We start from the raw sequence: 23359 nt of genomic DNA, 5'->3' as shown, positions 1-23359 counted from the left end.
GCCGGACCGTCAGCCTGCAGCGGGCGGGTCCTGCTCCGGAGCGAGATGCGGCGTCGGCTGGTTCGCATCATATCGGCCGAAGCCGTAGCGCTGGAAAATGGTGAACGCTTCCGGCGACCGGATGAACGCGAGCCACGCGCGCGCGGCTTCCGGATGCGGCGCGTCCTTCACCATTGCACCTGCGTAGATCGCCGTCGTATTCTGCTCGGCCGGAATGTTGATGTGCATCAGCGGATGCCCGACCTGTTCCTGGAACGCCGCTTCGGATTGCCACAGCACGCCCGCGTCCGCGCGCGCCTGCATCAGGAACAGCGCGGTTTCCCGATGATGGATGTGCGTGAGCTCGGTCGTGCCGGCACGCACCTTGTCGTCGTAGACGGTGCGCGCGAGCGCGTCGCCGCCGGCTTTCACGAGCGACGCGCGGATCTGCCGCGCGACGCCCTCGAAGGCCGGATTCGGCATCGCGAGCGTCACGTCGGCCCGCGCGAGATCGTTCAGCGACGCAATGCGTTTCGGATTGCCGGCGCGCACCATGATCGTCAGCTGGTTCGTCACGTACGGCACGGCCGGGCCGGCCAGCGTGCCGTCCGCGATCAGGCCGTTGATCTTGCCGAGCCCCGCGAAATACGCGTCGGGCTTGACCGTCCACGTCATGTTGCCGACGGTGATCGTGCCGCCCGCGTGAATCTGCTTCACGAGCAGGCCGGGCGGGATCGTTTCCCAGTAGATGCGCCCGCGATACTCGGGATGATCTTCCTCGAACTTCGCGACGAGCGGCGCCATCGCGAAGAAGTAGTTGCCGCCGACGTACAGCACGAGCTTCGGCGCGGTGAGATCGCCGTGGAAATCGGCGAGCACGTCGACCTGCGGCACCGTGAACTCGAGGCCGCGATGGATTGCATCATTGTTGCGGCCTTCCTGCCAGGGCGGAAAGACGGTCGCGTCGGTGGCGGCGGGTGCGGCGAGCGCGAGCGCCGATACACCGCACAGCCAGGCGGCCAGCGCGGCGCGCAGCGTGCGCCGGCGGCGCGAGGACGATGGCGATTGCGGTTTCGTATGGATCGGGATCATCGCGGTGCTCATTTCGCGTACGTGAAACCGGCTCGCTGCAGCTCGGGCAGCGTGCCGACCGCGCCCGGCGTGACGATCGCCGACGGGATCACGTGGTTGGTCAGGTCGGCCGCCAGTGCGTCGAGCGGCAGCTTGTCGGGATTCGCGTTCGCGCCGTCGAGCCGCTCCGCGAGCTCCCAGATCGCGTTGTGGCACGACAGGAACACGACACCGCGCTGCTGCAGCGCGGCGAGGCTGTTGTCGTGCGACGAGAATGCGCCGTCGGGCGCTTCATGATCCAGCGCGCCTTTCGATTGCGCGGGTTTCGCGTCGAGCAGCGTGTTGGTCGGGAAGGCCGCGCCGGCGAATTTCGCGAGGCCGTATTTGTCCCACGCGGCCTGGTCGAACAGCGCGAGATGCGCGCTGCCGTGCGTGGCCGACACGACGAGGAAATCCGGATGCCGGTACGACCAGATCTGCGCGTTCAGTGAATTGCGCATCAGGTTCAGCCACGGGCCGCCGAGGTCGGTGTTGTCCCATACCTGCTTCGGGCCGCCGCGATAGCCGGTCAGTTCGGCGAGCGCTGCGTGGTCCCACTGGTCGGCGCGTTCGAGGATCATCGGCACCGTCTTGAAGTCGCGCCGCCTCGGTGCGGCCGCGAGGCGGCGCGTGAGGTCGGCGAGGTGCGTGGCGCCGCCGGGCAGCAGCGCACCGGTGTCGGGTGCGGCGGCGTGCGCGGGACGCGTGGCGGCGAGCAATGCAGTACCGGCCGCGAGGCCGAGTGTCTTGAGCGCGCCTCGGCGCGCCTGCCGGTCGGACATGGCTTATCTCCCGGAATCGTTTTTTGTGGGGCGTGTCGCATTGCCGTGCGGCGGCGCAGCGCCGCGGCGCGACGGCGTAGCCAGTCTAGAGGCGTGCGATCGATACCGGAAATCGCGATATCGGATGGGAGATATTCGAGGGTCCGATGATTGACCCGGAGGCGGGCGCCGCCGCGTGGCGCGGCGGCGTGACGGCGGAGGGGGAGGCGCGGCCGACGGATGCGGCTGGCCGGTGTCGGCCGCGCGGGTGCGTCAGAACGACACCGTCGTCGTCAGCGTGACGAGCCGCGGCTCGCCGACCGCGACGATCAGGTTGTTGTTGCTCGACGGGTAGTAGGTCTTGTCGAGCAGGTTCTTCACGTTGAGCTGGAAGCGCGTCGGGAATTTGCCGATCGTCGTTTCGTAGGCGGCGAATGCGTCGACGGTCACGTAGCCGGGCAGCGTGAAGCTGTTCGCGGTGTCGCCGGAGCGTGCGCCGACCAGGCGCGCACCGCCGCCGAAGCGCCAGCGGCCCGGCAGGTTCGCGATGGCCGTGTCGTACACGGCGAACAGGCTGCCCGTGTGGCGGGCGACGTTGACGAGCGGCGTGTTGCTGTCGCGATCGTTCGCGTTCGTATAGGCGTAGCTGCCGATCACGCTCAGGTGGCGCGTGATCTGGCCGGCGACGTCGAGCTCGATCCCGCGCGAGCGCGCGGTGCCGATCGTCGACGTGATGTCGCCGACCGTGACCGCGACGTTGCGCTTGTCGATCTGGTACACCGCGAGCGTGCCGGTGATCGCGGGCTTCAGGCTGAACTTCAGCCCGGCCTCGAGCACGCGGCCGTATTCCGGCGCGAGCGGCGCGGCGACGTTCGACGCGACGTTCGGCTTGAACGAGCGACTCACGTTCGCGTAGGCGGTCAGCGCCGGCGTGAGCGCATACGCGAGCCCGAACTGCGGCAGCCAGACGCTGCCGCGAGAGCGGTCGGCGAACACGAACGGCCGTCCCATCCCCGATTCCTGCTGCCAGTTTTCCCAGCGCAGCCCGCCGACCGCGGTGAGGCGGTCGGTGAGCTTCACCGAGTCCTGCACGATCGTCGAATACGCATGCACGACCGAGCGCGAATCGCTTTGCTTCGGGTTCGGCGTGCCGCCCGGCGCGAGCAGGCCGTACACGGGATCGTAGAGATTGAAGCCCGTCGTCGCCTTGCCGCGGATCGTGTCGCCGCGGAAGCTGCGCTGCCGCTCGTATTCGCCGCCGATGTAGATCGCGTGGTTCATCCCCGCGAGCGTCACGTTGCCGAGCAGGCCGAGCGTCGCGATCTGGTCGGAGTCGTTGCGCCCGAGGTTCGCATCGGACGAGCGCGTCAGCGCGCCGGTCCTGCTGTTGAACGCGGTGGCGCGGGTGATGAACTGGTCATAGCGATCGCGGCCCCAGCCGTAGGTCGCGCGCACGCGCCACGCGTCGGAGAAGCGGTGCTCGATGCGTGCGCGCAGCGTTTCCTGGATGCCGCTGCTTTGCGACCACGCTTCCTCGTAGCGGCGATAGCGCAGCGCATCGTCGGGCCGGCCGTTCACGAGCACGGTGCCGCGATCGAACGGCATCGTGTAGTCGACGTACTGGTAGCTGACGTCGATCGACGTGTCCGCGTCGTGCCACGACAGCGCAGGCGCGATCAGCGCGTTGCGTTCGCGGCCGAAGCTGCGCCAGTAGCGGCTCGTGTCGTATTCGCCGGTCAGCCGGAACGCGAGCGTGCCGCCCGCGACCTGGCCCGGCTTGCCGAGCGGGCCCGTGAGGTCGAACTGCGCGCTGCCGCCGCCGTGGCTCGTGCGCGACGCGGAGATCGAGCCGCCGAACGTGTGTTCCGGCTTGCGCGTGACGAGGTTGATCACGCCGCCCGGGTCCTGCATGCCGTACAGCAGCGATGCCGGCCCTTTCAGCACTTCGACGCGATCGATCGTCGCGAGATAGCTGTGCAGCACCGGCGTGCGCACGCCGTCCACGAGCACCGAGCCGTCGTTGTTCGACCCGAACCCGCGCTTGGTGAACGCGTCGCGCGTGCCGCCGAGCGTGTTCGTCTGCGTGACGCCGCTGATGTTGCCGAGCACGTCGTCGAGCGAGCGCGCCTGCTGGTCCTGCATCACGCTGCTGCTGACCACCGCGACCGATTGCGGAATCTCCTTCAGCGAGCGGTCGTCGCCGCCCGCGATGCCGGTGGTGCGCGGCTGATAGCCGACCGTCGGGTCGACGGCCGACGATGCGTTGACGCTGATCGCCGGGAGTTCGTGTTCGGCGGGCGTCGCGGGTGTCGACGCAGGTGCAGCGGGCTCGGCGTTGGCGGCATGCGTGCCGCTCGCGACGCACAGGGTGATCAGGGCAGGCAGGCTCGTGCGCCACGGGCGCAGGGTCCGGGCACGGCGGGGCGTTCGACGGGATGGCATGAATCGAGGCAGGAGGAGTACTAAGGATCGTGTCGCGGGCCGTAGCGATGTGTTGCGGCCAGGTTGCGCATGATATATGTAATGAGAATCATTTGCAATTGTAATGCGATAGCTGGCCGCGCGCGGCGCTTGGTTGCCGGGCCGTCGGCCGTCTGCTACCGTAGCGGCCAAAATCAGACGCAGTGAAAATCTACGAGAGAGCCGGGGGCCGCACCATGTCATCTTCCTGTCACGTCGCGTTTCGCGCGGCGCTACGCACCGCGCACGACCCTGCGGGTGATGAAGTGATCGCAGCCGTGTACCGCCATTCGAACGATTAGAGCAACGGAAGCGAATTCAGCCGGCGCAAGCGCCGGGCTTCAATCACTTCAACCACCACGCTAGACGGGAGACCACCCATGACGAAGATTTCCGCGCCGTTCGCGGCGGCCGCGCTCGCGGCCTGCACGCTGCTTTCGGGCGTTCACCCGGCCGCTTGTGCGGCTTCGGCCGCCGAACCCGCGATCGACGCGCATTACAGCGCCGTGATCGAGGCCTACACGCAAGACATGGCCGCCGCGAAGACGAAGTACGACGGCAAGCGCCTCGCGTTCGTCGGCGCCGTGATCCGGATGGGCGGCGACCCGGGCGGCACGTACTTCGGCGCGCTGACGGCCGACGGCGAGCAGTTCGACACGCATTTCGACGTGGCCGACCAGGATGCGCTGAAGCCGAAGTTCCCCGGCGGCGAGATCAAGCCGTTCGTCACGTCGGCGGCGTTCCGGTTCAGCTGCGTGAACGAAGGCTACATCGATGCGCCGGTGCTGCCGGGGTTGAAGCTGTCGCATTGCCGACTGGCCAACTGAGCCGCGCGCGGTGACCGGCGTTCAGAACTTCTGCTGGATGCCGGCCATCACGCCGAGCTGATTCATGCCGGTACCGACTGTCCCGCCGGCGGCGACCGCGTTCGCAGCCAGCGTGCTGTTGAACATGTAGCCCACCGACGTATAGACGGTCGTCCGCTTCGACAGGAAATAGTTCGCGCGGCCGACCAGCAGCGTGGCGTTCGTGCCGCTTTCGCTGTTTTCGCGGCGTTGCAGGTAGCGGACGCCCTGAAGATCGAGCGCGAGGTAGGGCGTCGCGTAGTACGTGCCGCCGGCGAACACGATATCGGCCTGCAGGTGCTCGGCCGCCGCGAGGTTGCGGCGGATCCACCCGGCGCCCAGTTTCGCGGGGCCGATCTTCACGTAGCCGGCGACGATGTCGCGCGTGTCGGTGTACGCCGGATTGTTCAACGGCGCGAGTGCACCGCCGCCGCCGCGCATCACGTCGTGCGACGCGGCGAGCCCGAAATGGCTCGCGTCGTACGCGAGCATCGCCGTGTATTGGCGGCAAGCGACGATATCGCCGGGCACCTGTCCGGCGCAGCCCGTCGCCGACGGCCCCGCGGGCCCGGCCGCGTCACGGCCGAAGCTGTAGGTGGCGCCGAGCGTCACGCCGTGGAACGTGCCCTTGTAGCCGATCGCATTGTCGCTGCGCGCGTTCGGCAGATAGGAGTCGAAATCCGCCATGGAGTGAATCGACGGGCCGATCACGTCGGCGTTGGTCAGCACGATCATCGACATGTTCATCTGGCGGCCGAGGGTCAGCGCGCCGAACGGACCGTTCACGCCGACGTTCGCCTGTCGCCCGAACAGGCGCCCGCCGTAGTTCAGCGCACCGGTGCCGGGCTGGAAACCGTTCTCGAGCACGAAGAAGGCCTGGTAGCCGCCGCCGAGATCCTCGGTGCCTCTCAGCCCCCACCGTGACGGCAGCTCGCCGGTCAGCGTCGGCATGCCCGTGAACGCTCCGCCGTGCGCGGCGTTGTTGTAGTAGGACACGCCGGTATCGATGATCCCGTACAGCGTGACGCTGCTTTGCGCGCAGGCCGGTCCGGCCAGCGCCATCGCCGTCGCGAGTGCGACGCCCAGTTTCGTTTTCATGGCTGTCTCCAAACAGTATGTAGATATGCTTATCGTTTTTTTTGATGCTTCGGACGTATCCGGGATGCCGACGGGTATCGGCAAGACTGCGGGCGTCGCGCGTTACGACATCGCCGGGTCGCGTTGCCGGCGCGGTGCCGCGGCACGCGTGCCCGCCACGGCGACGGCGATCGCCGCGCCGGCCATCGGCACGAGGAACGCGAGATAGAGATGGGATACGGACCAGCCGTCGTCCAGCAGCGCACCGACCGTCATCGGCGACAGGATCGCGCCGAGGCGCCCGATGCCGACCGCGAGGCCGATGCCGGTCGTGCGGATTTCGGCGGGGTACGGCGTCGGCGACAACGCATACATGCCGGCCACGCAAGCATTGATCACCGCGCCGAGGAACACCGCCACGGTCATCCCGATGCCGAGCGAGCCGGTGTTCGCGCCGAACACGACCATCAGCGCGCCGCCGAGCAGCAGTGTTGCGCCGAGCAGGTTGCGCAGGCCGAACCGTGTCGACAGCAGGCTGAAGAGCGAGGCGCCCGCAATGCCGCCGAGGTTGAGCAGTACGCCGCCCGTGACGCCCTGCGATGCCGACAGCCCGGCCTGGACCAGCAGCTTCGGCGTCCAGCTCACGACGAAGTAGAAGCTGCCCATCACGAGGAAGAACGCGATCCACAACGCGATCGTGCGGTGTGCGAGCGGTGCGCGCAGCACGGCTGTCCAGCGCGACGCGGGGCTCGCCATGTCGATGGACGAAGCCGGCAGCGTGTCGATCGGCGTGCGCTTCATTCTCGCGAGGATGCGGTTGATTTTCTGCAGCGCGTTGTCCGGGCGCCTTGCCAGCAGGAAGTCGAGCGATTCCGGCAGCAGCGCGAGCACCATCGGGATCGACAGCAAGGTCAGCAGGCCGCCGAACGCGAACACGCTGCGCCATCCCCACGTCGACAGCAGGTAGCCGGCGATGACGCCGCCTGCGGTGGCGCCGATCGCGTAGCCGGTCGACTGCATGCCGATCGCGGCGCTGCGCCATTTGTTCGACGCGTACTCGCCGCTGATGACGGTCAGGCTCGCCAGCATGCCGCCGATGCCGAGCCCCGTGTACGCCCGCGCGACGGCGAGTTGCAGCGTGCTGTGCGTGGCCGCGCAGGCGAACATCCCGGTCGAGATCACGGCGAGGCAGAGCAGGATGATGCGGCGGCGGCCGACACGGTCGGCCAGCGGCGCGATCAGCACCGAGCCGATCCCCATGCCGGCCAGCCCGGCGCTCAGAAGCAGGCCGATCTCCTTGCCGCTCAGTTTCCATTCGGCCGCCAGATGCGGCGCGGCAAACGCGATGGACAGCACGTCGAAGCCATCGAGCATGTTCAGCACGACGCAGGCCGTGACCGCCATCGTCTGGAACGCGCTCATCGGGGATTCGTCGATCGTATTGCGGATACTTGCGCTCACGTCAAAGATCCTTGAAAAATAGTATGACTAATCAAATTGGATGGAATCGAATCCGGCGGTAGAGCATGGGACCAAACCGAATGCGCGGGCTGGCGGGCATCCCCGGGGGAACACCCGTCGCGGCCGGCAGGCGTCGTTCGCGCACCGGCGCGATGCTTACGCGGGTTCGGGTTGCAGCAGCCGCTCGATCACGCGCCGCGCGCGATTGGGGCCCGCGTCGACATGAATGTCGATCTGGCGGCGGTCCGGAAAGCGCAGCTGATTCCGGTATTGCGCCTCGATCACGATCTTGTCTTCGTCGAACGTCGCTGCGGATTGCGCGATGACCGTTTGCGCGACGCGCTCCACGTCGTGTTGCGGATTGGTCGCGACGGTCCAGAAGTAGTGCGTCGTCGTTTCCGTCTCGGGCGTGATGCCGTGGAAGCCGCGCATGTGAAAGCCGCCGCGCGCCGGATCGTGCAGGTCGCCGGTGCCGGCGTCCATCGCGCCGGTCCAGATCCGGATGTGCGACACGTGGAACTCGATTTCCTGCCAGCGATCGACGCGGCCCGCGAACGGCCATGCGGCGGTGTAGGTCGGCGGCGGGTCGGAATCCGGCATCCGGCGCACCAGCGTCACCGTATCGCCGTCGCTGCTGACGCGGGTGTCCGCGCCCATGTGCAACGGTGCGTTGCCGCCGATCGTTTTCAGATGGACATAGCCGAGGTGGCTGAGGTCCATCAGGTTGTCGTGAATCAGTTGATACGGCGCGTCGTAATGGTAGTTGCCGCCGCCGAACCGATAGTGCGGATCCGCGTGGAACGCGTAGCGCGGCGGCGCGCAGGTCGGTTGCGCATGCGCGTCGGCGCCGATCCAGATCCACACGATCGCGTCCTGCTCGTGCACCGGATACGACGACACGCATGCTTTCGCCGGAATCCGGTCCTGGCCGGGAATCTCCACGCATGCGCCGCCGCGGTCGAACAGCAGGCCGTGATAGCCGCAGCGCAGGCCACGTGCTTCGAGCGAGCCGCACGACAGCGGCAGCGACTTGTGGCAGCAGCGATCCTCCAGCGCACCGATTTCCCCGGACGGCAACCGGAACAGGACGACCGGGCGGCCGAGCAGCGTGCGGGCGACGGGCTTGTCCGTCAGTTCGGACGACAGCGCGGCGACCCACCATCGGTCGACCGGGAATTGAGTTGTACTGATCGGTGGCCGGGCATGTTGCTCCATTGATCGTCTCCAGTATTGTGGTTGGCCGCCGCGGGGCGGGCGGTCCGTCTACAGATCGAGTACCAGCAGGTCGCTGCGCGCTCGCGAACAGCACGGCATGAACTGGTCGCCGGCTGCCTGTTCCTCTTCGGTCAGATATGCGTCGCGATGATCGGGCTCGCCTTGCAGCACACGCGTCGCGCAGGTGCCGCATACGCCTTGCTCGCACGACGTCAGCACGTCGACGCCGTTCGCCGCCAGCGCCGCGATGACCGTGCATTCGGCCGGCACGTCGATGACCTTGCCGCTGCTCGCGATCCGGACCTGGAACGCACGGTCCGCGCCGGACGACGCGACGGCGCCGCCGAAGAACTCGTAGTGCAGCCGCGCTTCAGCCCAGTGGCGCGCGCGCGCGGCGTTCAGCACCGCATCCATGAAGCCGCGCGGGCCGCATACGTACAGGTGCGTGCCTTCCGGCATGGCGGCCAGCACGGCGGCCAGGTCGAAGCGTTGCGCGGGGTCGCCGTCGTCGACGTGGAAGCGGGTGCGATCGTGAAACCCGGCTGCGTTGATGCGCTCGACGAACGCCATGCGATCGGTCGAACGCGCGCAGTAGTGCATGTCGAACGGCATGCCCGACGAGAACAGCCGTTCGGCCATGCTGAGGATCGGCGTGACGCCGATCCCGCCGGCGAGCAGCAGGTGGTGCGGTGCGTCGGGGGCGAGCGGGAATTGATTGCGCGGCACGCCGATCCGCACGGTATCGCCTTGCCGGACGGCGTCGTGAATGGCGCGCGACCCGCCGCGACCGTCGGCATCGCGCAGCACGGCGATCTGATAGCGATCGTCGTGCTCCGGGTGGTTGCACAGCGAATACTGGCGCACGAAGCCACCCGGCAGATGCACGTCGATATGGGCGCCGGCGTCGAAGCGCGGCAGCGGCGAACCGTCGTCGCTGACGAACTCGAAGCCGCAGATATCGCGCGCTTCCTGCCACTTGCGGGCCACCCGGACCGTCAAGGTTGCGGCGCTCATGACGCCTCCTGGACTGGCACAACCGGGATCACGGGCCGCTGCGGGCGCGCCGTGTTCTCGTCGGCGAGCAGCCGCTCGATCACCTTGCGCGACAGCACGCCGCCGGCGTCGATGTTGAGCTTGAGCAGCTTGCGGTCGGGCCACTTCTCCAGGTTGAGCTGCTGGCGCTCGAGCATCTCGAGATCCTCGGCGAAGATCTTGCCCTGGCCTTCGCGGATCTCGGCGGTCAGCGCGTGATCGGCGGGCCGGAAATTGCGCGCCATCCCCCAGAAGTACCAGATCGAGGTGTCCGTCTCCGGCGTGATGAAATCGACCACGATCGACGATGCCTTCAGGTCGGCCGGCGCGTCGTAGCCGCCGTGGCCCGCATGCGCGACGCCGACTTCGATCATCACGTGGCTCGGCGGCGTGAAGCGGCAGATCTGCCAGCGATCGACCGGCACGTCGTCGGCCAGCCCGTTGCCGCGCAACCCCATCTGCCAGAACGGCGGCGGCATCACGTTCTCCATGAAGCGGCTCGTGACGACTTCGTTGCCGTGGCTGGTCGTCTTCGGCGGTGCTTCGTCGATTTCCTTCTGGCCGATGCTGGTCGCATGCACGTAGGTTTCGTGCGTGAGGTCCATCAGGTTGTCGATCATCAGCCGGTAGTCGCAACGGATGTGATACAGGCCGCCGCCGTGGGCCCAGGCCGGATCCTCGGCCCACGCCAGCGCGGGCAGGGTGGCCGGATCGGCTTCTGACGCCTCGCCCGGCCAGACCCAGATGAATCCGTACCGCTCGACCGCCGGAAAGCTGCGAATCGGCGGGAAGCCGCCGACGCGCTGGCCCGGCATGCCGGCCGCCTTGCCGTTGCAGCCCATTTCCAGCCCGTGATAGCCGCACACGAGCACGCCGTCGCGCACGAATCCCAGCGACAGCGGCGCGCCGCGGTGCGGGCAGAAGTCCTCGAGCGCGGCGACCTGGCCGTCCGCCGCGCGGTAAAACACCATCGACTCGTTGCAGATCTTGCGGCCCAGCGGCTTGCCATCGATTTCATCGGGCGTGCCCGCCACGTACCAAGCATTCTTGAGAAACACGTTCGTCGTCTCCTTCAGGTCGATGCCGCCGGTACGCGGCATCTCTTCATTCCGTGTACTGAATGAGATTCAGTGTACTCATTGAGATTGGCTGGGGCAAGGCGAGCGGTATACTGGTTTTCCCGGGAAATGGCGCGAGGCAGCGCCATGCCGTCGGCGCGCGCAACGGCGTGCGCCGCCTATGTCATCGACACCTACATGGAAAAAAAGAATCCCGCCGACTTGCCGGCTTTCCCGCTCGATCTGTACGACGAGCCCGGGCACCTGATCCGGCGCGCGCACCAGATCGCGGTTGCGATGTTCTACGAGAAGCTGGGCCGGGATGTGACGCCGGTGCAGTACGCGGTCCTGCGGATGCTCTACGAGTGCCCGGGGCTCGATCAGGTGACGCTCGCGCAGCGGGTGGCGCTCGATACGTCGACGACCGCGGATCTCGCGGTCCGGCTCGAAGCGAAAGGATTGATCGTGCGCGAAGTGCTGCCACGACGTCAGCGCCGCTTGTTGCTGACGCCGGCGGGCGTCGAACTGCTCACGCACCTGATTCCGTCAGTGAAGGAGCTGCGCGCCGGCCTGTTCGACGGGATGGGAGAGGACGATTCGCAGGAACTGGTGCGCCTGTTGCGCAAGTTCGTCCATTTGAACAACGAGCAGAGCCGCGCGCCGCTGCGCGTGAGCGAGGAGTCGTAGCGGCCCCGAGCCCCGCGCGACAGCGGAAAGCGGCGGCGGGGCGGCGGGCGTGCTGCCCGCCGTGCGTCAAGCGCGCGTGCTTTCGCCTTCCAGCCGTCGCATCGCTTCGGCCACTTCATTCCTGAAGCGCACGAGCGCCGCCTGCTCCGGCGCCGGCGGCTGCACGGCGGCCCACAGCATGTCGATCAGCTGCGCGGCCGTCGTTTCCGTGTCGAGCTTGCGGTGCCCGAGAATCGCATCCCACAGCACGTGCTCGATCGGCCCGAACACCATCGAGCGCAGCAGGCTCAGCGGCAGGTCCGCCCGAACCTGCCCGGCCGCCTGGCCGCGCGCGAGCACGTCCATCAGCGGCGCCGTGTAGCGGCGCTGCAGCGCGGTCAGCTCGTCGCTCAGCGCATGCTGCTTCGCGCGGCCTTCCGACAGCACCAGCGCGCACAGCCCCGTGCCGTTCACCAGCATCAACCGCAGGTGGGTGCGCACGATGAACGCGAACTGCTGCTGCACCGACGCCTCCTGCGGCATCCCGTGCTCGAACGCGGCGATGATTTCGTCGTACCAATCCGCGATCACGCGTGCGCACAGCTCGCGCTTGCCACGGAAGTAGCTGAACACCGTCGCCTCCGACACGCCCACGCGCTGCGCGATCTCGGCAGCCGTCGCATGCTCGTAACCCTTTTCAGCGAACACTTCGCGGCCGGCGCGCAGAATGTCCTGCACGCGCTGCTGGGACTTGCGCCCGGCGGGCGCGCGCGGCGCGTCGGCGCGGTCGGCTTTGACGGTGTCGGTCATGGTGTCGGCGGTAGCGGCTGTCATGCCCGCATGATATCTGAGTGTCACTCAAAAAACTATTGACGACGAACCCGACGAGGCGCGAAACTGTGCAAAATTTCCGCTGTATTGGTCAATGAATCGGTGCATTCATTCGATTTGAGCGAAACTCAGAAATCGGTGAGTGCGACACACTTTCTGGAGACGGAGGAGACATGATCAACCTGCCCGGCGTGCAATTCATGCTCGGTGAAGACATCGAGATGCTGCGCGACGCCGTCGCGACGTTTGCGGCGAAGGAAATCACGCCGCGCGCGGCGGAGGTCGACCGCACCGACCAGTTTCCGATGGATCTGTGGAAGAAGTTCGGCGATCTCGGCGTGCTCGGCATGACGGTCGCCGAGGAATACGGCGGCGCGAACATGGGCTACACCGCGCACATGGTCGCGATGGAAGAGATCTCGCGCGCGTCGGCGTCGATCGGCCTGTCGTACGGTGCGCACTCGAACCTGTGCGTGAACCAGATCCACCGCAACGGCACCGAAGCGCAGAAACAGCAATACCTGCCGAAGCTCGTGTCGGGCGAACACATCGGCGCACTCGCGATGAGCGAGCCGAACGCCGGTTCCGACGTCGTCAGCATGAAGCTGCGTGCCGACAAGCGCGGCGACCGCTACGTGCTGAACGGCACGAAGATGTGGATCACCAACGGCCCCGATTGCGACACGCTTGTCGTCTACGCGAAGACGGATGTCGAAGCCAATTCGCGCGGCATCACCGCGTTCATCGTCGAGAAGGGGATGAAGGGCTTCTCGGTCGCGCAGAAGCTCGACAAGCTGGGCATGCGCGGCTCGCACACGGGCGAGCTGGTGTTCCAGGACGTCGAAGTGCCGGAAGAGAACATCCTCGGCCAGTTGAACGGCGGCGTGAAGGTGCTGATGAGCGGCCTCGACTACGAGCGCGCGGTGCTGTCGGGCGGCCCGACGGGCATCATGGCCGCGTGCCTCGATGCGGTCGTGCCGTATATCCACGACCGCAAGCAGTTCGGCCAGTCGATCGGTGAATTCCAGCTGATCCAGGGCAAGGTCGCCGACATGTACACCACGTTCCAGGCGTGCCGCGCGTACCTGTACGCGGTCGGCCGCCATCTCGACTCGGCGGGCAGCGACCACATTCGCCAGGTGCGCAAGGATTGCGCGGGCGTGATCCTCTACACGGCCGAGAAGGCGACGTGGATGGCCGGCGAGGCGATCCAGATCCTCGGCGGCAACGGCTACATCAACGAATACCCGGTCGGGCGCCTGTGGCGCGATGCGAAGCTGTACGAGATCGGCGCCGGCACGAGCGAGATCCGCCGGATGCTGATCGGCCGCGAGCTGTTCGCGGAAACGATGTAACGCCCCACGTCACGCGTACGGAGCCCCGTTGATGCCGATCATCGAATCGAAACTGAACCCGCGTTCGGAAGACTTCCGCACGAATGCCGCCGCGCTCGAGGCGGTCGTCGCCGACCTGCGCGCGAAGATCGAACAGCTTGCGCAGGGCGGCGGCCAGGCCGCGCGCGACAAGCATCTGTCGCGCGGCAAGCTGCTGCCGCGCGACCGTATCGCGCAACTGCTCGATCCGGGCGCACCGTTCCTCGAGTTCTCGCAGCTCGCGGCGAACGGCATGTACAACGACGACGCGCCGGGCGCGGGCGTCATCACCGGGATCGGCCGCATTGCCGGCCGCGAATGCGTGATCGTGTGCAACGACGCGACGGTCAAGGGCGGCACCTACTACCCGGTCACCGTGAAGAAGCACGTGCGTGCGCAGGAAATCGCCGCGGAAAACTGGCTGCCGTGCGTGTACCTCGTCGATTCGGGCGGCGCGAACCTGCCGAACCAGGACGACGTGTTTCCCGATCGCGACCACTTCGGCCGCATCTTCTTCAACCAGGCGACGATGTCGGCGGCGGGGATCGCGCAGATCGCCGTCGTGATGGGCTCGTGCACGGCCGGCGGCGCCTACGTGCCGGCGATGAGCGACGAGTCGATCATCGTGAAGGAACAGGGCACGATTTTCCTCGGCGGGCCGCCGCTCGTGAAGGCCGCGACCGGCGAGGAAGTGAGCGCCGAGGATCTCGGCGGCGGCGACGTGCACACGCGCCTGTCGGGCGTGGCCGACCATCTCGCGCAGAACGATGCGCATGCGCTGTCGATCGCGCGCAACATCGTCGATCATCTCGCGCCGAAGATCGCGTCGCCGGTCGCGCTGCGCGAGCCGAAGCTGCCGCGCTACGACGCGAAGAGCCTGTACGGCGTGATTCCGGTCGATACGCGCAAGCCGTTCGACGTGCGCGAGGTGATCGCGCGCATCGTCGACGATTCCGAGTTCGACGAGTTCAAGGCGCGCTACGGCACGACGCTCGTCACGGGCTTCGCGCACATCTGGGGCCATCCGGTCGGGATCGTCGCGAACAACGGCATCCTGTTCTCCGAATCGGCCGTGAAGGGCGCGCATTTCATCGAGCTGTGCTGCCAGCGCAAGATCCCGCTCGTGTTCCTGCAGAACATCACGGGCTTCATGGTCGGGCGCAAGTACGAGAACGAAGGCATCGCGCGGCACGGCGCGAAGATGGTGACGGCCGTGTCGAACGCGAAGGTGCCGAAGTTCACGGTGATCATCGGCGGCTCGTTCGGCGCCGGCAACTACGGGATGTGCGGCCGCGCATTCGCCCCGCGTTTCCTGTGGATGTGGCCGAACGCGCGCATCTCGGTGATGGGCGGCGAGCAGGCGGCGTCGGTGCTCGCCACCGTGCGCCGCGACGGCATCGAGGCGAAGGGCGGTTCGTGGTCGACCGACGAAGAGGAAGCGTTCAAGCAGCCGATTCGCGACCAGTACGAGCGCCAGGGCCATCCGTATTACGCGAGCGCGCGGCTGTGGGACGACGGCGTGATCGACCCCGCGCAGACGCGCGACGTGCTGGGCCTCGGCCTCGCCGCGTCGATGAACGCGCCGATCGAAGAGACGCGCTTCGGCGTGTTCCGCATGTAACGGCCGGGAGGGCTGAACGATGCGATACGAAACGATCAAGGTAAGTGAAGCCGGCCGCGTGGCGACCGTCACGCTCGCGCGCCCCGATGTGCGCAACGCGTTCAACGAGACGACGATCGCCGAGCTGACCACCGCGTTCGAATGGCTCGACGCGCACGAAGGCGTGCGCGCGATCGTGCTCGCCGCGGAAGGCGCGGCGTTCTGCGCGGGTGCGGACCTGAACTGGATGAAGAAGATGGCCGGTTACTCGGACGACGAGAACCGTGCCGATGCGCGCAAGCTGGCGCGGATGCTCGAGGCGATCCATCGCTGCGGCAAGCCGGTGATCGCGCGCGTGCATGGCGACGCGTATGCGGGCGGCGTGGGCCTCGTCGCGGCGGCCGACATCGCGATTGCCGCCGACGGCGTGAAGTTCTGCCTGTCGGAAGCGCGGCTGGGGCTGATTCCCGCGACGATCGCGCCGTACGTCGTGCGCGCGATGGGCGAGCGCGCCGCGCGCCGCTACTTCACGACGGCCGAGGTGTTCGACAGCGCGCGCGCGGCGTCGCTCGGCTTCATCCACGAAGCGGTACCGGCCGATGCGCTCGACGAAACGGTCGCGAAGCTGGCGGCGACGCTCGTCGCGAACGGTCCCGACGCGGTGAAAGCGTGCAAGCAGCTCGTCACCGACGTGGCCGGCCGCCCGCTCGACGCGACGCTGATCGAGCAGACCGCCGACTGGATCGCGCGAACCCGTGCCGGCGCGGAAGCGCGCGAAGGGATCGCGTCCTTCCTCGAAAAGCGCACGCCGTCGTGGCGTGAATGATCGCGTGACCTCCACTCTCCGGACGACATCGAAGCCATGTTCGACAAGATTCTGATCGCCAACCGCGGCGAAATCGCCTGCCGCGTCGCTGCGACGTGCAAACGTCTCGGGATTGCGAGCGTCGCCGTCTATTCCGACGCGGACGCGAACGCGAAACACGTGGCCGCGTGCGACGAAGCCGTGCATATCGGCGGCTCGGCCGCGGCAGACAGCTACCTGCGCATCGAGCGCATCATCGAAGCCGCACGCGCGACCGGCGCACAGGCGATCCACCCCGGCTACGGTTTTCTGTCGGAGAACGAAGATTTTGCGCATGCGTGCGAAGCGGCCGGCATCGTGTTCATCGGGCCGCCGGTCGATGCGATCGCGGCGATGGGGTCGAAGGCCGCCGCGAAGGCGCTGATGCATGCAGCCGCCGTGCCGCTCGTGCCCGGCTATCACGGCGACGGCCAGGATGCGGGCGACCTGCATCGCGAAGCCGACGAGATCGGTTATCCGGTGCTGCTGAAGGCCAGCGCGGGCGGTGGCGGCAAGGGGATGCGCGTGGTCGAGCGCTCCGGCGATTTCCCGGCGGCGCTCGCATCGTGCCAGCGCGAAGCCGCGAGCAGCTTCGGCAACGACCGCGTGCTGATCGAGAAATACCTGATGCGCCCGCGCCACGTCGAAGTGCAGGTGTTCGGCGACACGCACGGCAACACCGTGTATCTGTTCGACCGCGACTGTTCGGTGCAGCGCCGGCACCAGAAGGTGCTCGAGGAAGCGCCGGCGCCGGGCCTGCCCGACGACGTGCGCCGCGCGATGGGCGAGGCGGCCGTCGCGGCCGCGCGCGCGGTCGGCTATGTCGGCGCGGGCACCGTCGAATTCATCATGACGGGCGACGCGTTCTACTTCATGGAGATGAACACGCGCCTGCAGGTCGAGCATCCGGTCACCGAGATGGTCACGGGGCTCGATCTCGTCGAATGGCAACTGCGCGTCGCGTCCGGCGAACCGCTGCCGCTGAAGCAGGACGAGCTGCGCGTGCAGGGCCATGCGCTCGAGGCACGCCTCTATGCGGAAAATCCGGCGCGTGGCTTCCTGCCGTCGACGGGCACGCTGAAACACCTGCGGCTGCCGGCCGGCGTCGAGTTCTCGATCGGCGCGGCGGTGCGCGTCGACAGCGGCGTGCGCGAAGGCGATGCGATCACGCCGTTCTACGATCCGATGATCGCGAAGCTGATCGTTCACGGCGCGGACCGCGCGGAAGCGCTGGGCCTGATGCTGCGTGCACTGCGTGCGTGCGAAGTGGTCGGCCTGCATACGAACGCCGCGTTCCTGCAGCGGATCGTCGCGTGCGAGCCGTTTGCGACGGCCGATCTGGACACGGGCCTGATCGAGCGCAACCATGATGCGCTGTTCGCGCCGCAACAGCCGCCGCGCGCGACGCTTGCGCTCGCCTGTGCGGCGCTGCTCGCGCGCGAACGTGGCGCGGCGCAACGTACGTCGCCGTGGGGCGCATTGCCGGACTGGCGGCTGAACGGCGGCTATCGCCGCACGCTCGAATGGCATGCGGCCGATCGCGAAGCGGACCTGACGGTCACCTATGAGGACAACGGTGCCGGCGCACGCATCGCGACCGGTGACGAAACCGCACAACCGTTCGCGTGGACGCGCGGCGCCACGCCGCTCGATTTCGACGTGACGCTCGGCGGCGTGCGCAGCAGCGGCCGCGTGCATGCGGACGGGGACACGTTCCACGTGTTCACGCAGGGCGCATCGGAGACGTTCGAATGGCGCAACCTGCTCGCGCATGCGGGCGATGCGGAGCAGGGCGGCGGTCGTCTGACCGCACCGATGCCGGGCAAGGTGATCGCAGTGCTGGTCGAACCGGGCCAGAAGGTCGAAGCCGGCACGCCGCTGATCGTGATGGAAGCGATGAAGATGGAGCACACGATCGGCGCGCCGGGCGCGGGCGTCGTGGCGGAAGTGCTGTACGGCGTCGGCGACCAGGTCGCGGACGGCGCGCAGCTGCTGATGATGGCGGAAGGCTGAGCAGGGCCTTCTCGCCGTGAGCGGGCGGCAGCAGTGGCTGCCGGCCCGCGAAAAAACGCGTCGCGATTCTCCGCGCGACCCCTGCCGAATCAGACCGGCTTCGATCGCATCGACATGCCGAAGCAGTGCGAATCTTTCGATCGCATTACATTTCCAGCCGTTCCCGCCACACCGCCGCGTGCTACCGCTCGTGCGCACCTCGCGCTACGCTTTCACGCGACACCATCGTGTAACAAGTCGAACTTAGCATCTCGCCGTCGATATGACCGGTGCGCACCCGCGCCTGTGTCGTGTCATCACCCCCACGGAGAACCGTTATGCGAAAGTCGGCCCTGCGGCCTTTCGCGGTCGTTGGTCTGATCGCGCTGACCGCACTCCTCGGCGCCTGCAACGACGACCTGACTGCACCCGCCGCGCCCGTCGCGCAGCAGAAGGCCGCGTGCGGCGGCGCCGTCGTCGCCACCGCGCAGATGCACTGCCCGCCGGGTTTCACTGCACCGGCATCCTCGCCCGCTTCCTGATACCGGCCGTTTCCACCAGAAATCCAATCAAGAGCAACCAGCATGGCCACCCATTCGCGACGCGATTTTCTGAAGTTCTCCGCCGGCCTCGCCGGCGCGACCGCCGCCTCCGCACTGCTTCCCGAGTCGATCCGCAAGGCGCTGGCGATCGAGCCGAATTCCGTGACGGGCACGATCCAGGATGTGCAGCACATCGTCGTGTTCATGCAGGAGAACCGCTCGTTCGACCACTATCTCGGTCACCTGAGCGGCGTGCGCGGCTACAACGACCGCTTCCCGGTCACGCTGCCGAACGGCAAGCCGGTGTGGTTCCAGCCGCGGCAGGAGGACAAGACGAGTGTGATCGCGCCGTTCCGCTACGACACGACCAACCCGGGCGTCAACGCGCAATGTATCGGCGGCCTGCCGCATACGTGGGCGACGACGCACGGCGCGATCGACAACGGCCGCGCGGACCAGTGGGCCGTGCAGAAGTCGAACATGACGATGGGCTATCACGTCCGCGACGACATCCCGTTCCATTACGCGCTCGCGGATGCGTTCACGGTGTGCGACAACTACTTCTGCTCGATTCCGGGCAACACGCACCCGAACCGCATGTACCTGATGACGGGCATGGTCGATCCGCTCGGCACGGGCGGCGGCCCGTTGCTCGACAACACCGACTACATCGACAACCAGTTCGACAAGATCCAGTTGCCGCCCTTCAGCTGGACGACCTACCCGGAGCGGCTCGAGAAGGCCGGCATCTCGTGGCAGATCTACCAGCAGGGCACCGGGTTCGACAATTTCACCGGCAACTACGGCACGAACATGCTCGCGTGCTTCAACAACTTCGTGAATGCGCCGGCCGGTTCGTCGCTGCAGACGCGCGGGATGAGCACGCGCCCGATCACGCAGCTGAAGGCCGACGTGCAGGCCAACACGCTGCCGCAGGTGTCGTGGCTGCTGCCGCCCGCCGCGTATTCGGAGCATCCGAAGTTCACGCCGCTGTACGGCGCGTACTACCTGTCGACGATCCTCGATGCGCTCACCTCCAACCCGGAGGTGTGGAGCAAGACCGTCCTGCTGATCATGTACGACGAGAACGACGGCTTCTTCGATCACGTCGTGCCGCCGTCGGCGCCGACGCTGCCGGGTTCGGGCATGAGCACGGTGGACGTGTCGCTCGAGCGGCACAACGTCGTGACGTCCACGCAGACCGGCACGTATACGGCCGACAACCTGCCGTACGGCCTCGGCCCGCGCGTGCCGATGTTCGTCGTGTCGCCGTGGTCGAAGGGCGGCTTCGTCTGCTCGCAAGTCTTCGATCACACGTCGGTGCTGCAATTCATCGAGAAGCGCTTCGGCGTGATGGAGACCAACATCTCGCCGTGGCGCCGTGCGATCTGCGGCGACCTGACGTCGGCGCTCGACTTCTCGAAATCGGACACCACGCTGCCGGCGCTGCCGAACACGCAGGCGTATGTCGCGCAGGCCGACCTGCAATGCTCGCGCGCGTCGTCGCAGACTGCGCCGGCCAGCACCGCGCAGCAGGTCGTGACCGCGCAGGAATCCGGCACGCGGCCGGCTCGCGCGCTGCCGTACGAACTGCATGTCACCGGCCAGTTGCAGGCGCAAGGTTACGCGGTGACGTTCGCGAACACGGGCGCGCAGGGCGCGCATTTCTGGGTCTATACGGGCGATCCGACTGCGATGCCGCGCCGCTATACGGTCGAAGCGGGCAAGCAGCTGACCGATACGTGGGCGCTCGATGCGAACGGCAACTACCTGGTGAGCGTGTGGGGGCCGAACGGCTATTTCCGGCGCTTCGCGGGTTCGGCCGCAGCGGATGCAACGGCGAAGCCTGAAATCACGCCGTGCTACGACGTGGCGAACGGCGACGTCTACGTGACGATCGCCAATGCGGGCACCGGCACGCTGACGGTCACGGCGACCGATGTCGCATACGGCGGCGCGGCGCGCACGCTGACGATCCCGGCGGGGCAGCGCGTCGAAGCGCACTGGGACCTGTCGTGCAGCAGCCAGTGGTACGACCTGCAGTTCGCAGTGGCGGGGAATGCCGGCTGGATGCGCCGCATCGCAGGGCACGTCGAAACCGGCAAGGCCAGCATCACCGATCCGGCGGCCGTGGCGCCGACGATCACGCCGGTCTGACGTCAGCCGGCCCGACGATGTGCCGGCCGGTTGAATCCGGCCGGCGCATCGTACGGCTGGCTTCGATGCTGACGCCGAGGCGTCAGCGCAGCAGCCCGTCGTCGTGCGCCATCATCAGCGCGCGCATCGCGGACCACATCCCGTAGTAATGCACGATGTAGCTGCTCTCGCGGCGGAACAGCCAGGGCGTGTTGAAGCTGACGAGATCGGCCACGCCTTCGCCGTTCAGTTGGCCGTCGCGCTCCATCGCGCGGATGAAATGCAACTGGTCGCCATCGCTGGCATAGACGCTCGACCGGTCGTGCAGCGCGGCGATCGTCGCCATCAGGTCGCGCAGCATCGTGTCGTTGCGTTCGGTGCGGCGGAACGCCATCACGCCCGAATTGAACGCCCACTGGCCGATGTCCTGCGCGAGCAGCCAGTCGCGGCCTTCGAGCAGCGGCTCAAGCGGTTGCTGCTGGTTCGCGATCAGCACGTCCGCATCGAGCCACACGACCCATTCGTGATGCTGCAGGTACGCATGCAGCAGCCACGGCTTGAACCAGTTGCCCGTCGCGTTCAGCCCGATCTCGGCGGGAATGTCGCGATGCACGTAGAGCGTGTAGCCGTGCGCATCGCAGTAGCGCCGGAAATTCCGTTCGGCGACGCGTGCATAGCTGCCGATGTTCGGCGTGTAGAGCATCATCACCGCGATCGGGCGGCCGGGGTTGTACGTGCTGCGCTCGTCGGCTTCGTCCGGCGTGGCCGCCGCATCGTGATCGAACGAGAACATCGGCCGGCCGGCGGCGCGGCATCCGTTGACGTACGCGACGAGCGTGTCGCGGAAACGCGGCGTCGCGCCTTTCCGGTCGGGATCGCGCGGCGTGTCGTCGATGCTGATCGCGAACGTCGGGGCGCGGCTCCACATCGGATCGAGGTCGGGGCCGGCCGGCATGACCGCGTACAGCCCGTCGATCAATGCCATGTAGCGATGCGTGTCGAGATCCGCGAACAGCGCGGCCTCCGACGTCAGTCTTGGCTCGCTGCCGAGCTTGCAGCGTTGCACGAGCCGCATCACGATCGCACGCACGTCCGGCGTGTTGCGCCAGATCTGCACGTCGACCTGCGGCAGCGGCGGCGCGAGCGCGTCGACCAGCAGCAGGTCGCGCCCGGCCATCAGGCGATCGAGGGCGACGGGTTCGATGATCGCCGCGTCTTCGCCGAGCAGCAGCACGAGTTCGCCGGGCTGTGCGCCGCGCAGCACGTGCAGCAGCGATTCATAGCGATGCAGCGGCCGCAACGGCAGCACCTGCGGCATCGCGGACGCATCGACGATCTCGTGACGATAGCCGTGAAGCTGTGCGTACCAGCGATGATTCTCGAGGCTGGCGGGCGCGTGCTGGCCGAAATGGCTGAGGACGATCATCGCGCGCTCCGGACGCCGGGAAGCGGCCTGCGCCGCACGCGTTCGCGAATGCTCTCCATGCTCCAGAGGCCGAGGCAGCGATCGGACATCGGCACGGTGCCGAGGTCGCCTCCGTAGACGATGCATTCGTTGCTGCCTTCGACGATCAGCGTCAGTGGCGGGGCGAGATCGAACGGCGGCATTTCGAGGTTGATCGGCGTCCACTGGCCGGTCGCGATTTCCGCGTTGCGCGGATAGCTGCGATAGATGAAGGTCGTGGTCAGCAGGTAGCGCGCGTTCGTCGCGGCGAAACGCTCGAATGCGCGGAATACGTCCGCATGGGAAAAGTGGAACAGGCAGTCGCGGCAGAGGATCAGATCGGCGTCCGGCAACGGATCCTGCAACAGGTCGAGATGCACGAACCGGCGGTTCGGCGCGGCCCACGTCGCCTGGTTGCCCGCCACGAGGTTCTGCACGATATCGGCGCCGATGTAGTCGATGCCGTCGAGGTCGACATGGCGCATCCAGTTGAAATCGCCGCACGGCGCATCGAGCATCGAACGCACGCCGAAGCGGCGCAGCAATCCGGGCAGCTCACGAATGATCTGCGCGGTGTTTTTCAGCTCCGAACCCCACCCGGACACGCTTTCTTCCGAGTGCCACCCCTGTTCGTCGTGGATTGTCTGGAAGACTTGCGCGGCATCGTGTTTCATTCTTTCAGCCTTTCTTTGAATCGTGGTGCGGCGTGGTCGTTCGTTGCCCGCTCGAATGCCCCGAAAACACCGGCCGCCGGGCGATGCAGCGGGTGGCACGAGTATCGCATAACGGTCTGGCGGATCGGCCTGTCCAGGCCGCGCGCTGACCATCCCTGACAGTGTGCGGCCGGCGCTCCGCTAGAATGCCGGGCTGGCCGTCGCCGCTTGACGCGGGCGGCGCTTCGCGCGCTACACTGCGCCATGCCATTCCCATCCA

At 67.3% G+C, this 23359-nt stretch carries 19 protein-coding genes; 8 read left to right on the top strand and 11 right to left on the bottom strand.

The genetic code is table 11. The features are described 5' to 3' along the window. Nucleotides 1-9: 9 nt before the first annotated feature. The 3 genes from BLA15945_RS31165 to BLA15945_RS31155 all read right to left on the bottom strand — a co-directional run bounded on the left by BLA15945_RS31165 (nt 10) and on the right by BLA15945_RS31155 (nt 4292). Nucleotides 10-1083, bottom strand: a complete 1074-nt coding sequence (locus BLA15945_RS31165) for a substrate-binding domain-containing protein (RefSeq protein ID WP_233464342.1) — start codon at nt 1081-1083, stop codon at nt 10-12. Next, nucleotides 1080-1871 (bottom strand): thiosulfate dehydrogenase, encoded by a 792-nt coding sequence (tetH, locus tag BLA15945_RS31160; protein ID WP_174994188.1) that lies wholly within the window; start codon nt 1869-1871, stop codon nt 1080-1082. The genes BLA15945_RS31165 and tetH overlap by 4 nt, the downstream gene beginning before the upstream one ends. A 252-nt stretch (nt 1872-2123) precedes the next feature. Then, nucleotides 2124-4292 (bottom strand): TonB-dependent siderophore receptor, encoded by a 2169-nt coding sequence (locus BLA15945_RS31155; RefSeq protein WP_174994187.1) that lies wholly within the window; start codon nt 4290-4292, stop codon nt 2124-2126. Nucleotides 4293-4690: 398 nt separating this feature from the next. On the opposite strand from BLA15945_RS31155, the gene BLA15945_RS31150 reads away from it, so the two are divergent. Next, nucleotides 4691-5137 (top strand): hypothetical protein, encoded by a 447-nt coding sequence (locus BLA15945_RS31150; protein ID WP_059238986.1) that lies wholly within the window; start codon nt 4691-4693, stop codon nt 5135-5137. 21 nt (nt 5138-5158) lie between these two features. Here the strand turns inward: BLA15945_RS31150 and BLA15945_RS31145 are convergent, their stop codons facing one another. The 5 genes from BLA15945_RS31145 to BLA15945_RS31125 all read right to left on the bottom strand — a co-directional run bounded on the left by BLA15945_RS31145 (nt 5159) and on the right by BLA15945_RS31125 (nt 10998). Continuing rightward, on the bottom strand, nt 5159-6253 hold the full coding sequence (locus BLA15945_RS31145; protein ID WP_174994186.1) for a porin: 1095 nt from the start codon (nt 6251-6253) through the stop codon (nt 5159-5161). Nucleotides 6254-6355: 102 nt separating this feature from the next. Next, nucleotides 6356-7693 carry an MFS transporter gene (locus tag BLA15945_RS31140; RefSeq protein ID WP_174994185.1) on the bottom strand — a complete coding sequence of 446 codons (1338 nt, stop codon included), beginning with the start codon at nt 7691-7693 and terminating at the stop codon, nt 6356-6358. Between the two features lie 156 nt (nt 7694-7849). After that, on the bottom strand, nt 7850-8908 hold the full coding sequence (locus tag BLA15945_RS31135; RefSeq protein WP_174994184.1) for an aromatic ring-hydroxylating dioxygenase subunit alpha: 1059 nt from the start codon (nt 8906-8908) through the stop codon (nt 7850-7852). A gap of 48 nt (nt 8909-8956) precedes the next feature. After that, nucleotides 8957-9922: a PDR/VanB family oxidoreductase gene (locus BLA15945_RS31130; protein WP_059238995.1), complete on the bottom strand. Its 966-nt coding sequence runs from the start codon at nt 9920-9922 to the stop codon at nt 8957-8959. Next, the gene (locus BLA15945_RS31125) at nt 9919-10998 is read right to left on the bottom strand and encodes an aromatic ring-hydroxylating oxygenase subunit alpha (protein ID WP_174994212.1); all 1080 of its coding nucleotides are present in this window, start codon (nt 10996-10998) and stop codon (nt 9919-9921) included. The genes BLA15945_RS31130 and BLA15945_RS31125 overlap by 4 nt, the downstream gene beginning before the upstream one ends. A 198-nt stretch (nt 10999-11196) precedes the next feature. On the opposite strand from BLA15945_RS31125, the gene BLA15945_RS31120 reads away from it, so the two are divergent. Then, nucleotides 11197-11685 (top strand): MarR family winged helix-turn-helix transcriptional regulator, encoded by a 489-nt coding sequence (locus BLA15945_RS31120; protein WP_059240903.1) that lies wholly within the window; start codon nt 11197-11199, stop codon nt 11683-11685. Nucleotides 11686-11751: 66 nt separating this feature from the next. On the opposite strand, the gene BLA15945_RS31115 is transcribed toward BLA15945_RS31120, so the two are convergent. After that, nucleotides 11752-12498, bottom strand: a complete 747-nt coding sequence (locus BLA15945_RS31115; protein WP_174994183.1) for a TetR/AcrR family transcriptional regulator — start codon at nt 12496-12498, stop codon at nt 11752-11754. 170 nt (nt 12499-12668) lie between these two features. Here BLA15945_RS31115 and BLA15945_RS31110 point away from each other — a divergent pair, with 170 nt between their 5' ends. From BLA15945_RS31110 to BLA15945_RS31085, 6 genes are all read left to right on the top strand, one after another. Further along, the gene (locus BLA15945_RS31110; protein WP_174994182.1) at nt 12669-13850 is read left to right on the top strand and encodes an isovaleryl-CoA dehydrogenase; all 1182 of its coding nucleotides are present in this window, start codon (nt 12669-12671) and stop codon (nt 13848-13850) included. Nucleotides 13851-13881: 31 nt separating this feature from the next. Beyond that, a complete protein-coding gene (locus BLA15945_RS31105) occupies nt 13882-15489 on the top strand; it encodes a carboxyl transferase domain-containing protein (RefSeq protein WP_174994181.1) in 1608 nt (535 codons plus the stop codon). A gap of 19 nt (nt 15490-15508) precedes the next feature. Further along, nucleotides 15509-16294: an enoyl-CoA hydratase/isomerase family protein gene (locus BLA15945_RS31100; protein ID WP_059239001.1), complete on the top strand. Its 786-nt coding sequence runs from the start codon at nt 15509-15511 to the stop codon at nt 16292-16294. 36 nt (nt 16295-16330) lie between these two features. After that, nucleotides 16331-18325 (top strand): acetyl-CoA carboxylase biotin carboxylase subunit, encoded by a 1995-nt coding sequence (locus BLA15945_RS31095; protein WP_174994180.1) that lies wholly within the window; start codon nt 16331-16333, stop codon nt 18323-18325. 317 nt (nt 18326-18642) lie between these two features. Continuing rightward, on the top strand, nt 18643-18846 hold the full coding sequence (locus BLA15945_RS31090) for a hypothetical protein (RefSeq protein WP_034190574.1): 204 nt from the start codon (nt 18643-18645) through the stop codon (nt 18844-18846). Between the two features lie 42 nt (nt 18847-18888). Then, entirely contained in the window at nt 18889-21003 is a 2115-nt protein-coding gene (locus BLA15945_RS31085; RefSeq protein ID WP_174994179.1) for a phosphocholine-specific phospholipase C, read from the top strand. An 82-nt stretch (nt 21004-21085) separates the two neighbouring features. Here BLA15945_RS31085 and BLA15945_RS31080 read toward each other — a convergent pair whose 3' ends face one another. Then, nucleotides 21086-22408: a glycosyltransferase family protein gene (locus tag BLA15945_RS31080; RefSeq protein ID WP_174994178.1), complete on the bottom strand. Its 1323-nt coding sequence runs from the start codon at nt 22406-22408 to the stop codon at nt 21086-21088. Then, a complete protein-coding gene (locus BLA15945_RS31075) occupies nt 22405-23100 on the bottom strand; it encodes a class I SAM-dependent methyltransferase (protein WP_174994177.1) in 696 nt (231 codons plus the stop codon). The genes BLA15945_RS31080 and BLA15945_RS31075 overlap by 4 nt, the downstream gene beginning before the upstream one ends. Nucleotides 23101-23359: the final 259 nt, after the last annotated feature.

Origin of the sequence: Burkholderia arboris, assembly GCF_902499125.1 — a bacterium.
Classification (GTDB): domain Bacteria; phylum Pseudomonadota; class Gammaproteobacteria; order Burkholderiales; family Burkholderiaceae; genus Burkholderia; species Burkholderia arboris.
Note: the sequence above shows the minus strand (reverse complement) of the source record. Positions and strands in the feature narration are given on the sequence as shown.

What these genes read in the sequence shown, in the direction of transcription:
- BLA15945_RS31165 (WP_233464342.1), bottom strand. Translation starts at nt 1,083, where the DNA reads ATGAGCACCGCGATGATCCCGATCCATACGAAACCGCAATCGCCATCG.
- tetH (WP_174994188.1), bottom strand. Translation starts at nt 1,871, where the DNA reads ATGTCCGACCGGCAGGCGCGCCGAGGCGCGCTCAAGACACTCGGCCTC.
- BLA15945_RS31155 (WP_174994187.1), bottom strand. Translation starts at nt 4,292, where the DNA reads ATGCCATCCCGTCGAACGCCCCGCCGTGCCCGGACCCTGCGCCCGTGG.
- BLA15945_RS31150 (WP_059238986.1), top strand. Translation starts at nt 4,691, where the DNA reads ATGACGAAGATTTCCGCGCCGTTCGCGGCGGCCGCGCTCGCGGCCTGC.
- BLA15945_RS31145 (WP_174994186.1), bottom strand. Translation starts at nt 6,253, where the DNA reads ATGAAAACGAAACTGGGCGTCGCACTCGCGACGGCGATGGCGCTGGCC.
- BLA15945_RS31135 (WP_174994184.1), bottom strand. Translation starts at nt 8,908, where the DNA reads ATGGAGCAACATGCCCGGCCACCGATCAGTACAACTCAATTCCCGGTC.
- BLA15945_RS31130 (WP_059238995.1), bottom strand. Translation starts at nt 9,922, where the DNA reads ATGAGCGCCGCAACCTTGACGGTCCGGGTGGCCCGCAAGTGGCAGGAA.
- BLA15945_RS31120 (WP_059240903.1), top strand. Translation starts at nt 11,197, where the DNA reads ATGGAAAAAAAGAATCCCGCCGACTTGCCGGCTTTCCCGCTCGATCTG.
- BLA15945_RS31115 (WP_174994183.1), bottom strand. Translation starts at nt 12,498, where the DNA reads ATGACAGCCGCTACCGCCGACACCATGACCGACACCGTCAAAGCCGAC.
- BLA15945_RS31110 (WP_174994182.1), top strand. Translation starts at nt 12,669, where the DNA reads ATGATCAACCTGCCCGGCGTGCAATTCATGCTCGGTGAAGACATCGAG.
- BLA15945_RS31105 (WP_174994181.1), top strand. Translation starts at nt 13,882, where the DNA reads ATGCCGATCATCGAATCGAAACTGAACCCGCGTTCGGAAGACTTCCGC.
- BLA15945_RS31100 (WP_059239001.1), top strand. Translation starts at nt 15,509, where the DNA reads ATGCGATACGAAACGATCAAGGTAAGTGAAGCCGGCCGCGTGGCGACC.
- BLA15945_RS31095 (WP_174994180.1), top strand. Translation starts at nt 16,331, where the DNA reads ATGTTCGACAAGATTCTGATCGCCAACCGCGGCGAAATCGCCTGCCGC.
- BLA15945_RS31090 (WP_034190574.1), top strand. Translation starts at nt 18,643, where the DNA reads ATGCGAAAGTCGGCCCTGCGGCCTTTCGCGGTCGTTGGTCTGATCGCG.
- BLA15945_RS31085 (WP_174994179.1), top strand. Translation starts at nt 18,889, where the DNA reads ATGGCCACCCATTCGCGACGCGATTTTCTGAAGTTCTCCGCCGGCCTC.
- BLA15945_RS31080 (WP_174994178.1), bottom strand. Translation starts at nt 22,408, where the DNA reads ATGATCGTCCTCAGCCATTTCGGCCAGCACGCGCCCGCCAGCCTCGAG.
- BLA15945_RS31075 (WP_174994177.1), bottom strand. Translation starts at nt 23,100, where the DNA reads ATGAAACACGATGCCGCGCAAGTCTTCCAGACAATCCACGACGAACAG.